This is a genomic window from Streptomyces sp. SID8352, from assembly GCF_009862265.1.
GTDB lineage: Bacteria > Actinomycetota > Actinomycetes > Streptomycetales > Streptomycetaceae > Streptomyces.
The window spans coordinates 23,028-38,024 of the sequence record NZ_WWGX01000012.1 but is presented as its reverse complement, the minus strand read 5'-3'; the positions used below and the strand labels follow the sequence as shown (position 1 = coordinate 38,024).

Annotated in this window: 7 protein-coding genes; 1 reads left to right on the top strand and 6 read right to left on the bottom strand. The window is 78.2% G+C overall.

Annotation, left to right across the window (positions count from 1 at the left end; genetic code table 11):
- Positions 1–11: 11 nt before the first annotated feature.
- The 3 genes from GTY84_RS04180 to lanM all read right to left on the bottom strand — a co-directional run bounded on the left by GTY84_RS04180 (position 12) and on the right by lanM (position 7,011).
- Positions 12–3,041 (bottom strand): LuxR family transcriptional regulator, encoded by a 3,030-nt coding sequence (locus tag GTY84_RS04180; protein ID WP_161224722.1) that lies wholly within the window; start codon positions 3,039–3,041, stop codon positions 12–14.
- A gap of 62 nt (positions 3,042–3,103) precedes the next feature.
- Positions 3,104–3,301, bottom strand: coding sequence for a hypothetical protein (locus GTY84_RS04175; protein WP_161224721.1), 198 nt, complete (start codon positions 3,299–3,301; stop codon positions 3,104–3,106).
- Positions 3,298–7,011, bottom strand: coding sequence for a type 2 lanthipeptide synthetase LanM (lanM, locus tag GTY84_RS04170; protein ID WP_161224720.1), 3,714 nt, complete (start codon positions 7,009–7,011; stop codon positions 3,298–3,300). The genes GTY84_RS04175 and lanM overlap by 4 nt, the downstream gene beginning before the upstream one ends.
- 475 nt (positions 7,012–7,486) lie before the next feature.
- Between lanM and GTY84_RS34485 the strand changes: the two genes are divergently transcribed.
- Positions 7,487–9,286: an AfsR/SARP family transcriptional regulator gene (locus GTY84_RS34485; protein WP_161224719.1), complete on the top strand. Its 1,800-nt coding sequence runs from the start codon at positions 7,487–7,489 to the stop codon at positions 9,284–9,286.
- A gap of 595 nt (positions 9,287–9,881) precedes the next feature.
- Here GTY84_RS34485 and GTY84_RS04160 read toward each other — a convergent pair.
- The 3 genes from GTY84_RS04160 to GTY84_RS04150 all read right to left on the bottom strand — a co-directional run bounded on the left by GTY84_RS04160 (position 9,882) and on the right by GTY84_RS04150 (position 14,900).
- Positions 9,882–10,436: a flavin reductase family protein gene (locus tag GTY84_RS04160; RefSeq protein ID WP_161224718.1), complete on the bottom strand. Its 555-nt coding sequence runs from the start codon at positions 10,434–10,436 to the stop codon at positions 9,882–9,884.
- 343 nt (positions 10,437–10,779) lie between these two features.
- Complete coding sequence (locus GTY84_RS04155; RefSeq protein ID WP_161224717.1) at positions 10,780–12,069, bottom strand: MFS transporter; 1,290 nt, start codon at positions 12,067–12,069, stop codon at positions 10,780–10,782.
- Complete coding sequence (locus GTY84_RS04150) at positions 12,066–14,900, bottom strand: lanthionine synthetase LanC family protein (protein WP_161224716.1); 2,835 nt, start codon at positions 14,898–14,900, stop codon at positions 12,066–12,068. Before GTY84_RS04150 ends, GTY84_RS04155 begins: the two co-directional genes overlap by 4 nt.
- Between the last annotated feature and the right edge of the window lie 97 nt (positions 14,901–14,997).

The following is a 14,997-nucleotide window of genomic DNA, read 5'->3' as shown; positions in this document are numbered from 1 at the left end:
TACGGCCCGGGTCAGCCGGGTCCGGCCGGGCCGGTCGCCTCGGCGGCGTAGTCGCACAGCGCCGACCGGTGGGGGCTGCCGGTCTTCGCCAGCAGGCTCGCCACGTGCTTCTCGACGGTGCGGGCGGAGATGTACAGCCGCTCCGCTATGTCCTTGTTGCCGAGCCTCGGCACCAGGAGCAGGAAGACCTCGTACTCCCGGGGGGTGAGCCCGATGCGGCGCAGCGCGGCGGGGATGCCGGAGGCGCCGCGGCGGCGCTGGCGGACCGTCGCGCCCGCCCGGCGCAGCAGTTCCCGGCAGGCGCCCGCGACGGCCGGGACGGACGCCTCGTGGAAGTACTCCTCCGCCTCCCGGGCCCAGGCGACCGGATCGCCCCAGCCGTCGGCCAGGGCCGCCTGGGCGACCAGCCGCAGGCCGATCCGGCGGCCCATCGGGAAGGGGCCGCCCGCCCGGACCGCCTGCTCCACCGCTCCCCCGGCCCGCAGGGCGTGCCCGGCCCGGCCCTCGTGGACGGCCAGGGCGAAGCGCTCGAACTGGCGGTTCCACGGCAGGGCGGCGGCGGGGTGGGCGGCCACCGCCGCGTGCTCGGCGGGGTCGGCGCGCCCGGTCAGGGCCCGCAGCAGGGGGCGCAGTCCGTAGCGGCCGTTGAGGTAGAAGACGGACGGGTGGCGCTTCTCCCAGACGAGGGACTGGTCGAGTTCGCGCAGCGCCTGCTCGTGGTCCTCCTCCAGCAGCGCGCAGACGGCCCGGCTGCCGAAGAGCACGGGCAGTTGCAGCGAGGTGTCCCCGTCCCAGCGGCGGAACTCGGCCAGCTCCCGCTCCATCTCGCGGCGGTTGCCCCGGTGGGCGGCGAGCGTGGCGCGGGTGAGCAGCACGAACTGGTGGTTGTCGGTGTTGCGCAGCCGGGCGGTGGCCAGGACACAGCGGTCGGCCAGCTCCCGGGCGGCGGTGTAGCGGCCGGTGAGGACGGCCTGCATGGCGAGGCTGGCCTCGGCGTTGTGCATCAGCACCAGCGCACCGTGGTCGACGGCGGCCCGGTGGGCGCGCTCCAGCAGGGCGGAGGAGCCGCCGCGCATGAAGTCGTTGCTGCCGAGCCGGAGCAGGGCGTCGATCTGGAGGGTGGTCAGTCCGTGCTCGGTGGCCAGCGCGAGGCCGCGCTCCAGACAGGCGTCGGCCCGGTCGAACCCGTGCCGGCGTTCCAGCATGGCCAGCAACTGCCATGCCTGACAGGCCACTTCCGGCAGTCCGGTGCGTTCCGCCTCCTCCGCCGCTCGGCGCGCGAGGCGTTCGGCGCGGTCGGCCCGGTCGGCGCCGGCCTCCGTCGCGGCCGCCCCCGTGTCCGTACCGGCCCCGCCCGCCCCGGGCTCGCCGGAGGGACCGGTGTCGGCGAGCGCGAGGTGGGCCTCGACCACGTCCACGGCGGGTGCGGGGCCGTCCCCGAGGCGGGCGAAGAGGCGGCGGGCGTGGTGGGCCTGGGCGGCGGCGTCGGCGTAGCGGGCGGCGGTGACGGTGGCCCAGGCGAGGCGGGCCCGCAGGGCGGCGGCGCGGGCGGTGTCCAGGGCGCCGGGACCGGTGACGGGCAGGGTGTCGACGAGGGCGAGGGCGCGGTCCAGCCGCCCCGACTCCATCAGGGTGTAGAGCAGCTGCTCGACGACGGGGGCGCGCTCGGTGGCGGACAGCAGCTCCTGGGCGCGCTCCAGGAACGAGACGGCGGAGTCGACGGCGCCCTCCCGGCGCGCGGCCTCCCCGGCCTCCGCGTACCGCCGGGCCGCGGCCGCGGGGTCCCCGGCGGTGAGGCGGAGCCCGGCGACCCGGGGGCACCATTCGCCGGGCAGTCCGGGGTACGCCTGCTCGATGGCGTCGGCGGCCCGGCGGGCGAGGGCGGCGCGCTCGGTCGGAAGCAGTCCGCTGAGCAGGGCCTCGGCGGTCAGCGCGTGCCGGAACTCGTACCAGTCGGCCACCGGGCCGCTGGAGGAGATGAGCTGGGCGTCGATCCCGGCCCGCAGGTGGACCAGCAGATCGCGGTCGCCCAGCCCGGTGATCCGCTGGAGCACGGAGAGGGGGAAGCGGCGGCCGAGGACGGCGGCGGTGTCCAGCAGGGTCCGCCCGGCGGGGCTGAGCCGGTCGGCCCGGCGGATGACGCTGTGCACCACGGTCCGGGGGACGTCGATGCCGAGGTCGCCGCAGACCTCCCAGTCGCCGGCGGGGCTGCGGCGCAGCACCCCGGCGGTGATCATGCCGCTGAGCAGTTCCTCGACGACGAAGGGATTGCCCTCGGCGTCCCGGGCCAGCCGCTCGGCCACCGGTCCGGGCAGCGGCGGCGGATCGGCGCCGGGCAGCGGCCGGGCGGCGTCCGCGGCGAGGGCGGCCCCGGCCATCGCGGTGACCTGCTCGGCGCTGAGCGGCAGCAGTTCGGTGAGGTCCGCGCAGCGGCTCCGGGCGGCCTCCCGGACCAGGGTGCCGGCGGCGCCCGCCTCCGACCGCAGGGTGCCCAGCAGGAAGACCGGCAGGTCGGCGAGGTTGCCGCAGAGGTACTCGACGACCGCGAGCGTCTCGGCGTCGGCGTCGTGCAGGTCCTCCAGGATCAGCAGACAGCCGGGCCGCGGATGGGACTCGCGGTCCCGGGCGACGGCGAGCAGCACCCGCAGCACCGCCTCGGCCGTCTCGATCAGCGAGGTCGGCTCGGCCGGGGTGCCGCCCGCGCGCCATTCGGGCAGGATGCCCGCGAGCGCGGAGCGGTAGGGCACGAGTTCGGGGGCGCGGGGCGGTCCGCTGACCCGGAAGAGGGAGAGCAGCGCCTCGGCGATGGGCCGGAAGGGGGCGGCGGCGCCCGCGCCGGGGCCGGAGCGGCCCCGCAGCACGGCCAGGCCGCCGGTGACCGCGCGGTAGGCGCACTCACCGGCGAGCCGCGACTTGCCGATCCCCGCCTCACCGAGCAGGAACACCGCGCGGCCCCGGCCCGCGCCGACGGCGGCGAGTCCGGCGTCGAGCAGTCCGAGTTGCTCCGCACGGCCGACCACCACCGGCGATGTCACCAACATGGCCAGATGCTAACCGCCGGTGGCGGGTGCCGAACAGGGCGTCAATTCGCCCTGGAATCGGATCAGATGATGCTGAGGCTGAAAGTGGTCTGGATGATGGTGCTCGGCTCGTTGTACTCGGTCATCCCGGCCAGGAGTCTGGCGCGCTGCCCGGCCGCCGGGGCCGCGGGCAACCGGATCTCCCCGGCCGGGTTCCCGGCGGGGGTGGCGGAGGTGTCCTCCGCGTCGTTCCAGCGCGTGGTGCGTACGCCATGGCTCATCGGACGTCTCCTTGGAGGGTGCGGTGAATGGGACGCGGTGCGGTGGTGCGGTCGTGTTCCCCCGCCGGAGCGGGGTGCCCGGCCCGCGGGTGCGGGGCGGCGGCGCGGTCGGAGCCGGGGGTCGCGAGCAGGGTGACGGACGGGACGAGGTCCCCGCAGGCGGTCCTGAGCAGGGCGTACCCGATGCCGGCGAGTCCGGTCAGCAGCCCGGGGGTGCTGACGGCGTCGGGAGTGGCACAGCGCGGGCCGAGGCGGTCGAGGGTGCTCAGCAGGGCCCCGGCGCGGGCGAGGACCGTGCCGGGGGCGGCGCGCCCGGCGGCGGTCGCGGTGAGCAGCAGGTCGAGGGCGCCCGCCTCGCCGTGGCAGAGGCTGTGGTCGGCCGTCGGGGCGGTGGCGGCGGCGGACACGGCGCGGTCCAGCAGGGCGGCCGGGCCGGGGTCGCGGAGCGCGCGGGGGCTGTCGGCGACGGCCAGGGCGGTCCCGGCGGCGCCGTCGCACCAGCCGGTGCCGACGGGGGCGGTGGCGTACCGGGCGGCGGCGGTGCGCAGGGCGGCGTGCCCGGGGGCGGTGAACCGGTCGTCGCCGGTGGCCCGGGCGTAGCGGAGCAGGGCCCAGCCGATCCCGGCCGCCCCGCTGTCCAGGCCGCCCGCGGGCAGGTGGCCGGGGTCCAGCGCGGCGAGCCGGACGGCACAGCGGCGGGCGGTGTCTGCGGCGCGGGCGGAGCCCGTGGTGGACCGCACGGCGAGCATCGCGGCCAGCAGCCCCGCGTCGCCCTCCCGCACGCCGGGGTCCCCGTCGTCCGGGGCGGTGGTGGCGGCGAGGGCGGCGGTGTCGGCCAGGTCCGCGAGGGCGTCGTCGTCGAGGAGGACGGCGAGCCGGGCGAGGGCGTAGGCGATCCCGCCGAGCCCGGCGAAGCCGGTGCCGATGACGGCGGCGTCGGTGGGCCGCCCGGCGAGGGCGGTGAGCAGTCCGGGCACGGCGGTGAGCGCGCGCCGGGCGCCGGTGGCGTAGCGGGCGGTGCCGGTCAGGCGGGCGAGCTGGGCCAGGAAGAGGGCGGTGCCGAGGTAGCCGTGGGCGAGCCCGGCGCCCTGCGGGAGGATCGCCCACACCCGGCCGTCCAGGGGTTCCAGGCCGAGCCAGTTGACCCGCCGGCCGTTGTCCTGCGCGGCGGCCAGGACGCGGTCGGCGACGGCCCCGGCGGCGGCCAGCAACCGCTCCTCGTCGGGTGCCCCGGCGGAGAGCGGCCCGTACGGGGTGGCCGCCGGGCCGGGCGCCGGGAACGGGAGCCGGCACGGGACCGGTGCCCTCTCCTGGGGGGCGGAGGGCCGGGCGGGGGGACCCGGCGGGACCCCGGCGGGGCCCGCACCGGGAGCGGGGGCGGGGGTGACGTGCGCCGTTCCGGACGCGGCCATGCCGGCATCGTACGGGCCGACGGCCGGACCGGACAGGGCGTCACCCGGGGCGGGCGGAGGGACGGGCGGGGCGGCGGCCGTACCGGGCGGCGAGGAAACGAGGGACACCGGCGCGATGACCGCGGCCGCATCGGGCGCCTCGGGCACCGTGCGCGATTCGGGCGCGCCGGAACGCGAAGGAATCGGCGACACCGGCACCGTGGCCCCTCCGGACGGCCAAGAGCCGGGCGTCTTCGGCACGGTGGCCGCTGCGGACACCCAACGGGATTGCTCTGCCGTCGTGTTGGGCGCGCCGTGCGGCGAATCGGCAGGACGCTCCGGCGTGGCGGGGACGGGGGTGCCCGGGAGCGGGGGGTCGCCGCAGGGGGCGTGGGCGCGGCGGGTGGCGAGGGCGGCGCGGATCACCCACTCCTGGTCGAGCCGGTCGGTCGGGCTCATCGCCGCGATCCGGCGCTCCGCCTCCGCCAGTCCGGACCGGCTGACCAGGCCGCCCGCCGTCAGCCGGCCCACCGTCAGCTCCCGGTCCCCCGGCCGGTAGCCGACCAGCGGGACGTCGCCCTCCCAGAGCCCGGCCAGTTCGGCGTCGGCCAGCGGGCCCAGCACCGGGTCGGCGGCCGACTCCCGTCGCACCAGGCCGAGCAGCCGGTCCCGGTCGGCCGCGTCGCGCAGCACGTCGGGGTGGGTGGACTCGTCCAGCAGGGTGGCGTACCAGTGGGTGTTGCGCAGGACGACCCGGGTGCCGTCCCCGGCGAAGCGGGCCAGCAGCCCGCCGGGGCCGAGGAGTTCGTCCCGGTGCGCGGTGATCGCGTCGTAGGCCAGCCGGAAGCCGTCGAGCAGGTCGTCGGCGTACGGGCCGGGGTCGGCGTCCTCGCCGTCCAGCCGGGGCCGGTTGGCGGCGCCCGCGAAGACGCCGGTGGTGCGGATCAGGCGCATCTCGTCGGTGCCCGGCGCGGACCAGCCGGGGACCGCGTCGGGCAGCGGGGCGTCCCGGTCGCCGCCGAGCGCGGACACGTCCAGCGCCCCCCGCTCGCCGACGAGGAGGGCCGGGAGCAGCGCGGTGCGGTGGACGGAGGAGTCCAGGGCGCGCATCGCCGGATCGTCGGTGGCCGGGCGGGCCAGACGCGGCTGGAGGAGGGTCTCCACGTCCACCGGCACCGGCTGGTCGGCGCAGGCGATGAGGTTCTCCGCGTGCAGGTCGGTGGTGCCGAGCGCCTGGAAAAGCGCCAGCAGCGCGCCCGTCCGCCGGTAGAAGCGGGCGACGTGGTCCCGGTCCGGGCAGGGCCCGGCCTCGGCGTACTCGACCCAGCCGTGGCCCGGCCGCTCCAGCACCCGCAGGGTCCGCAGGCCGAGGCCCGGCACGTGGGCGCCGAGCCAGTGGACGGTGTCGTTGAAGTGCCGGTGGACGGTGACGGGCCGGGGCTTGAGCACCGCCCGGGTGCCGTCCCCGAAGCGCAGCACCGCCACCGAGCGGCCCCGCTCGTGCCGGTCGCCCGCGCCCGTGCGCACCTCGGCCAGCGGCCCCGGGTCGTGGCCCGCGAACACGGCGGCGACCAGGTCGGCACGGTCGGCGGCGAGCCGTTCGAGGATCTCCACCCAGGCGGCGACGGCCTGCTCGGCGGTGCGCGCCAGCAGCCGGGCCAGGACCGGGTAGCGGGTGAGCAGGGCGCGCAGCGCGGGCCGGGCGGCGGCGCGCCCCGCGAAGTCGGCGAACCGCTGCTCGGGCGTGGCGCCGCGCAGCCGTCCCGCGGCGCGCGCGGTGTGGAGTTCCAGGACCAGGGTGCGCCGGGCGAGGGTCACGAGGTCCCGACCGAGCCGGTCGGTGAAGCAGTCCCGTACGGCGGCGAGGTCGGCGACCGCGTCGGCGCCGTTCCGGCGGGCGGCGTCGAGGAGGCGGTCGGCGGCGTGCGCGGTGAACGGCGCGAGGACCGCCGCGAACGCCTCCCGCCAGTCGGCTCCGGCCGGCGGCGGGATCCCCTCGGCGGGGGCGCGGGCCAGCGCCTCCTCCACCGTGGCGGCCCAGGAGGGACGGGCGGGCCGGGCGGCGGACGCCCCGGACGCTCGCGACGCCCCGGATGCCCCGGACGCCCCCGACGCCCCGGACGGCAGGGTGCCCGGGGCGTCCCCGTGCGGACCGGACCGTGCCCGGGACCCCCCGGCGCGCGGGTGGTCCCGGTGCCGGGCGTCGCCCGACGGCACCGGCGTCGGGCCGCCGCGCACCGCATCCCCCGGCCGGTGCCCGGCAGCCGTCCGCTCGGCCGGTGTCACGCCTCTGCTCCACCAGGCCTCGGCTTCGGTCATGGCCGTCAGAATGCCAGCGGGGGACCCGCCGCGATATGGGGGCCCGCCCCCGGATTCCCGGCGGCCGGAGGCGGCCGGGCGGTACGGGGGACGGAATGCGGGGGCACGCGCCCATGGGCGGCCGGGCCCGCGCCGCGCACGCTGGACGCATGACCCCCTACGGCGCGACGACAGCGATGGACGAGATGCGCACCATGGTCCCGGGGGTGCACGGGGCCGCCCCGGACGTCCGGACGGCGGGAGCCGCCGGGTACGGGCGGGCCACCCCCCGGGGGAGAACCCCCGGACGCGGACCCCTCACCGCCCGGCCGGACCGCCCCCGCCGGACGGAGGGGTGTCGGTGACCGCGACGGGCGTCCGGCCCGCCCGGCACACGCGCACCGGCCCCGGCCGGGACGCCCGGCCCGCGCCGGCCGGGGGCCCGGCGGCCGGAGCGGCGGAGGCCCGTGGGGCGGAGGCCGGGGAGCCGGAGGACATGGGGCTCCGTTTCTCCGTGCTCGGCCCGCTCGCCCTGACCGTCGACGGCCGGCCCCGCCCGCTGGGGCCGCTCAAGCAGCGGCTGGTGCTCGCGGTGCTGCTCTGCCACGCCAACCAGCCCGTGACGGTGGACCGGCTGACCGACGCCGTGTGGGAGGACGAGCCGCCCCGGACCGCCCGCAAGAACCTCCAGGTCTACGTCTCGGCACTGCGCAAGCTGCTGGACGGCCCCGCCGCCGGGCGGCTGGTGTGCCAGGACAGCGGCTACACGCTGCGGGTCGAGCCCGGGGAGCTGGACTCCCTGCGGTTCGCGGCGCTCGCCCGGCAGGGCCGGGCGGCCGGGCTCCGCGGCGAACAGGCCCTCTGCGCCGGGCTGCTGGGCCGGGCGCTCGGCCTCTGGCGGGGCGATCCGCTGGCCGAGCTGCGGTGCTCGCCGCAGGTCCAGGAGGCGGTGCGGCGGCTCGACGCGGACCGGGCCGGGGTGTTCGAGGACTGGGCCGAGGCCGAGCTGGCGTCGGGCCACGCGGAGGCGGTCGCCGACGGGCTGCGGGCCGCCGCCGAGCGGCATCCGCTCAGGGAGCGGCTCCAGGCCGCCCGGATGAGCGCCCTGCACCTGTCCGGCCGCCGGACCGAGGCCCTCGCGGTCTACGACGAGGTGCGGCAGCAACTGGCCCGGGAGCTGGGGCTGCCGCCGGGCGCCCGGCTGGCGGCCCTGCACCGGACGGTCCTCGGCGACGGGGACGGCGGCGGGCGCGGGGCCCCGGCCGCGTCCGCCGTCCCCGGGCCGGGCCCGGGCTGCCTGCTGCCGCCGGGCCTCGCGGACTTCACCGGGCGCGAGGATCCGCTGCGGGAGCTGGAGGGCGCGCTGCGGCGGGGCCGGGACGCGCTGGTCACCGGGGCGGCGGGCGCGGGCAAGACGGTGCTCGCGGTGCACGCCGCCCGGCGGCTGGCCGGACGCTTCCCGGACGGGCTGCTGCTGGTGGGCCTGCGCACCGCGGCCGGTCATCCCCGGCCCCCGGCCTCGGTCGTCGGGGAGGTCGCCCGGCTGGCGGGGCTGGACCGGGCCGCGGCCGACCCGGGGCGGACGGCGGCGCTGTGCCGGGGCTGGCTCTCCCGGCGCCGGGTCCTGCTGGTCCTGGACGACGCCGCCGACGAGGCGACGGCGCGGATGCTGCTGCCCGGCGAGGGCCACGGCCGGGTGCTGGTCACCGCGCGGGCCCAACTGGCCGGGCTGGCCGGGGTCACCCGGGTCGGCCTGCCCGCGTACACCGAGGCGGAGGCCCTGGAGCTGCTGGCCCGCATCGCCGGGGCCGAACGGCTCGCCCGGGACCCGGCCGCCGCCCGGCGCATCGTCGCGGCCGGGGGGATGCTGCCGCTCGCGGTGCGGGTGAGCGGCAACCGGCTCGCCGTACTGCGCCATCTGCCGCTGGCCGAGTACGCGGCGCGGCTGGCCGATCCGGCGGCGGCGCTGGGCGAACTGGCGGCGGGCGACGTGGCGGTCCGCCCCCGGCTGGAGGCGAGCTGGCGGGACCTGTCCGAGGAGGGGCGCGGGGCGCTGCTGCGCATCGCGCGGCTGCCGGTCGGGGTGCCGTTCACCCTCGGGGAGTCCGCCGAGGCCCTGGGCTGCGGCACTGACGAGGCGCTGCGCAGGCTGGAGCGGCTGATCGAGGCGGGCGCGGTCGGCTGCCCCGGGGAGGAGGTGTCGGCCCACTCGGCCCGGTACACCGTGCCGCGGCTGCTCCAGTCGTACGTCCGCGAGCACACGGGCACGGACGGCGTGGGCGGGACCGGCGGCTGACCGGGCCGCGCGGGACCGGAAGCCCGGGGCGGAAGCCCGGGGCGGAAGCCCGGGGCGGAAGCCCGGGGCGGAAGCCCGGGGCGGAAGCCCGGGGCGGAAGCCCGGGGCGGAAGCCCGGGGCGGAACGGGTGGCCCGGGACGGGACGGAACGGGTGGCCCGGGACGGGACGGAACGGGACGGGTGGCCCGGGCACTGCGGATGGCCCGAGTGGTCCGGGTACCTCGGATGGTGGGCCGTACGGGCGTGCGGCAATCCCCGGGGAGACAGGGGACCGCCGCCGGGTCCCGGCTCCGGTTCCGGCACTTCCCCGGGCCTCCCGGCCCTGCGGAACCGGCACCGGCACCGGCACCGGCACCGGCACACACAATGGCCGTACCCCGGGCTGCGCACCGAACCCGGCACGGCCCGAACCCGGCCCGGGGCCCGGAGTCGGCGCGGTGCCGCCGTCCCCTGCGGGGCCCGAAGTCCGTGCGGGACCCGAAGTCCAGGACCCGAAGTCCGCGCGGGACCGGGACACACACAGGGCCCGCCTCCGCGCAGGGCCCGCCTCCGCGCAAGGCACCCTTCGCGCGGGGCCCGGCACAAGGCACCGGATCAGCGTGGGCCGCCGGGTATGGGGGTGCGGCCGAGGGTGCGGAAGGCGCCGGCGAAGTGGACCAGCGGGTCGCCCGGCGGTCCCGCCGTGAGGTGGAGGACCGAGCCGAGGAACACGGAGTGGTCGCCGCCGTCGCGCACATCGGTGAGCGCGCACTCCAGCCAGGCGAGAGCGCCGTTGAGGAGCGGGGCGCCGGTGCGCCGTCCCCGGAAGGTGTCGACGCCCGCGAACTCCTGTCGGCCCCGGGGCCGGTGGCGTTCCGCGAACCGCGCGGCCACCGCGTGCTGCCGTCCGGAGAGGACGGAGACGGCGAACTCCCGGTCCCGCTCCACGGTGGCGTGGACGCTCGCCGCGCGCGGAACGCTCACCACCACCAGCGGCGGTTCCGTCGGGACGGCGGTGAGGGAGTTGACGGTGACCGCGTGCGGGATCAGGCGGCCCGCGGTCAGCAGGGCGACGCCGGACGCGAACCGGCCGAGTGCCGCCCGGGGTTCGGGGTGGCCGGCCGGTGGCGCCCAGGGCGGTGCGGTGCCCGGCGGGAACGGTCGCGTCATCGCCGCCGCCCCCTGCTCTCCCGGCCCCGGCGGCCCCCTCCGGGCGGCGGGGACTCCTCCGTGTCCACCCGCCGGGCCGCACCCGGGTGCGCGGATGACCGGTACGCCTGCGGACACACGGGAGACCGGAACGGCCCGGAGCACCGGGACGACCGGGCCCCCTCCGGGCGCGCCGGGGGAAGGGGCACGCCCCGGCGCCCGGGGGCCCGGGTCTCGGGGCACGCACGGGACCGGAACGCCCCCCGCCGCCCGGCCGGCAGGCCCCGCGCGGCGGACGGGTGCCGCCGGGCGGGGGCGGAAGCGGAGGATGCCGGGCGGACGGGACCGGTGTCTCCGGAGGGGGTCATCGTTCCTCCCCGGCCGGGGCGTCCGGCGCGGTGCGGGTCAGGTCGGGCAGGGCGGGCGCGACGACGGCGAGCCCGGCGAACAGGACGCCGAGGACCGCCGCGGTGCCGGGCAGGGACAGGTTCAGCAGCAGCAGTCCGGCCGCCATGGGACCGGCACACTGCGGCAGTTGGGCGAGGAGCGAGAGGCTGGAGTTGACCCGGCCGTAGACCTCCTCGGGCACGGAGGTCGCCATGATGGTGGAGAACACCACCCCGACGACCGGCGTCAGCAGGCACAGCGCCGAGAACCCGGCTGCGACGGCCACGGTGCTCCCGGTCCGCCAGGCGGCGAGCAGCAGCAGCGCCGAGGCCGCGGGCCCGGCCATGATCAGCACCGGCATCCGCAGCAGCCGCTGCGCCCGTGGGGCGATCAGCGAGCCGCACAGCCCGGCCAGGGCCGCCGTGCTCATCGCGGCGCCCACCGCGGTGGCGCCGCCGGAGCCGCCGCCCACGCCGAGGATCAGCACGTAACCGAAGGCGGAGAAGCCCAGGTTGACGCCGCTGAAGTACAACGCCAGGTACAGCAGGGGCCGGTGGCCGCCGAGGTAGCGGAACCCGGCCGTGAGCCGCGGCCAGAACCGCTCGGCCGGGCGGCCGGGCGCGGCGGCCGGCGCCCCGGCCTCCGGGAGGCGGGCGGCGACGGCCCGCCGTACGCCGGGGGCGGCGGCCACGCACAGCGCGGAGACCCCGAAGGTGACGGCGTCGACGGCGAACGGGAGGGCCTGGCCCAGGCCGAGGAGGAACCCGGCGACGGCGGGCGCGGCGATCTCCGCCCCGTACGAGCGGGCCTGGTTGAGCGAGATCGCCGCGGGGAGCTGGTCGCGGTCGACGATCCAGCGCAGCACCTTCTGCTGGGACGGGCGGAACACCTCGACGGCCGTGACGGAGACGACCACCGCGGCCAGCGCCAGCCAGAGCGGCAGCGGACGCACCAGCAGGCACAGGGCCAGGACCCCGGCGGCCAGCAGCCGCGCCAGGTCGCAGCCGACCATGAGGACCCGCTGGTCGCGGTGGTCGCTGAGGTATCCGGCGGGGATGCGGACCACCAGGCCGACGACGAGCATCGCGGTGCCGATCACCGCCGCCTCGGCGCTGGAGGAGCCGCCCGCCAGCAGGACCAGGGGCAGGGCCATGGCGGACATCGACGAGCCGAAGTCCGACAGGGCCTGCGCCGTCCAGAGGAGCTGGAAGGTCCGGTTGTGCCGCAGCCCCGGCGCGGGCTCGGTCCGGGGCTCGGTCCCGGTCACCGGTCCGCCCGCCGCTCGCCCGGCGGGCGCCGGGGGTCGGCCAGCAGGTCGTCCAGGAGGAAGTTGCGGTTGGTGCGGGCGCCCGGGACGGTGTGCTCGAACCGGGACAGGAACAGCGCGATCCCGGCGGAGCCGGTGGCCAGGTCGGCGCTCTCCCGCAGGGTCTGCTCGCCGGGGAAGACGACCCCCTCGGGCCTGCGCACCGCCCAGCGGAGCACGGCCCGCGCGGCCCGTTCGGCGTCGCCGAGCAGCTCGGGGTCGCCGAGGAACTCGTAGGCGTCCAGCAGGGCGTCGCCCAGGCCGCTGATGCCGTGGAAGAGCTGGGGGAAGACGGTGTACTTGCGCCGCACGTCCGGCAGCAGCCGGTCGACCTGCTTGCGCAGGCGCTCGTCGCCGGTCCTCCACCAGTAGCGGAGCAGGGTGGTGAGGATGCCCGCGGTGCCCTCGTCCCAGTAGTGGCGCAGGATGGTCCGCGCGTCCCGGTCGTCGGCGTATGCCTGGAAGGACAGCAGTCCGCTGGGGGCGTACTCGGCGCGGGAGAGGTCGTGTTCGAGGGCCGCGCGCCCCAGGGCGAGGGTGTCCGGGTCGCCGGTGACCGCGTGCAGGGCCAGCAGGAACATCGCCACGCCGCTGGGGCCGTGGCCGTAGCCGACGGGCCGCCGACCCTCGGCGTCCGGCCAGTGGGCGCGGTCCTCCTCGCGGCGGGCGGTGCGGGCGAGGCCGCCGGCGAGGGCGCGGGCACGGTCCAGGAACTCGGGGTCCCCGGTGTCCTGCCAGAGCCTGAGGCAGGCCATGCCGTGGCCCGCGGTGCCGGTCAGCACGCCGGTGTCGCCCTCGTCGGCCAGCAGCGGGTGCCCCGCCGTGTCGCGCAGGACGCGGGCGGCCTGCGCGGGATGGCCCATCGCGGACAGGGCCCAGGCGACCCCGGCGGAGCCGTAGTAGAGGCCGGGGGGCATCGCGGTGTGCCCGGTGGGGCGGCGCAGGGCCCAGGCGAGCAGTTCCCCGGGGACCTCGCCGTGGACGGTGTGCAGGGCGTAGAGGCTGCCGTAGGCGCCGTGGGCGAGGGAGAGCGGGTTGGTCTCGAAGACCAGCAGGTCGGCGGGGAGGAGCCGGTCGTCGCGGGTCGTGTCGGCGGCGCCGAGCGCGTAGTCGCGGACGCCCCGCAGGACGTCGCGTATCCGGCGGCGCAGCTCGGCGGCGTCCTCCGGGCCGGGGGCGGCGCGGCGGACCAGGGGCGGGGGCTGCCGCCATGCGGTGGCGAAGGGCAGGCCGGCGATGCGGCCCCGGAGCACGTCGGGGTCGGGCAGCGGGGCGTCCTCGTCGTAGAGGTCGCGGACGAGGGCGGTGAACTCGGCGGGCAGGTCCAGGTCGGCCGCGAGTTCGTCGAGCAGCCCGAGCGGCACCTCGTGCTCGACGACATCGCTGAGCTGGCAGGCGAGGACGCCGCTGAGCAGAACGGCGCCGAGGGCGTAGTAGTCGGCACGGCGGTCGACGGTGCCGGTGGCCGCCCGGCGGGGCGCCATGCCCGGGGTGCCGAGCCCGGCACCGCGGTCGACGCCCTCGTGGCAGGCGGACTCCAGGTCGATGATCCGCACCCGGTCCTCGGGGGTGACGAGGATGTTGGTGAGGGAGAGGTCCCCGAGGACGATGCCCCGCTCGTGGCAGACGGCGATGGCGTCCGCGACCTGGAGCCAGAGGGCGCGGAGCCGCTCGTAGTAGGCGGTCAGCCGCTCGGGCGTCAGGTCCAGGTCGTAGAGGGGGTTCTCGCCGATGCTCAGCCGGCCCAGGTGGACGCCGTCGATGAACTCCTCGACGAGGAAGGAGTGTTCCCAGGCGGTGAAGAGGCCGGCCGGGCGGACGAAGAGGCCGGTGTCGGCGAGTTCGGTGAGCAGCCGGTGCTCGTGGTGGAGCAGGGCGACGGCCTCGGTGCGGTGCAGGCCGACCTCCACGGCCGGGCGGGCCTCGCGCAGCACCACGTCGGCGCCGGTCCGGGTGTCCACCGCGCGGTAGACGCCACCGCGGTTGCCGAGGGCCAGCGTCCCGGTGACGGAGTACCGGCCGTCGAGCAGCGGCGCCGGGGGTTCCTCGGCCGGGGCGGGCTCCTCCCGCGCGGCGGGGGTCCCCGGGGAGGCGGGGGCCGGGCTCGCCGTGGCCGGGGACACGGTGGAGGCCGGGGACGCGGTGGGGGCCGGGGGCGCCGTGGTGCGGGCGGGGCCGTCGAAGGGGTCGCCGGCCCAGTCGGGAGCGCCCCAGTACGGGGTGCGCACGTCGGGCACCCAGGACCCGTCCGGGGCCTGGATGAGCAGTTCCTTGATCCCGTCGGCCCGCAGCCGGAAGTGCGAGGTGAAGGCACCGTAGCGGTAGAAGACGATCCGGGAGCCGGGGTAGCGGCGGTCGGAGAGGATGTACGGGCCGTCACAGCCGTCGAGGGCCTCGGTGAGCGCGCGGGCGATCCGGTGGAAGCCGTCGGGGTCGGGCGGGTAGACGGTGATGAACTTGCCGCTCGAACCCCGGGGGGCGCTCTTGCCGTTCACCTCGGCCACCGCCGCCGGGTCCATCAGGAACTTGAACCGCACCCCCGCGTCGCGCAGCACCGGCAGGGCGCGGCGCAGGATCTCCGCGCTGCTCCGGGAGGTGGCGCTGACGTGCAGCTTCCAGCCCTGCTCGACGCGGTCGGCGCCCGGCGGCTCACTGATCAGCCAGTAGCCACGGCGCCGCAGGCCCCAGGTGGCCGGGACGGCCGCCCGGTACTCCCGCAGATGGACGGCGTCCGGCTGCCGCCGGGTGACGTCCTCGAACCACCGGCGGTGGTTCCCCAGGTAGAACACCACCGTTTCCCACGATAGGCGCATCTCCGCCCAGCCCCTCTCCTGTCATCGTCGTCTCGTCGGCCGAACGGTCGCGCCGGCCGGACCGGCGGTGGGACCG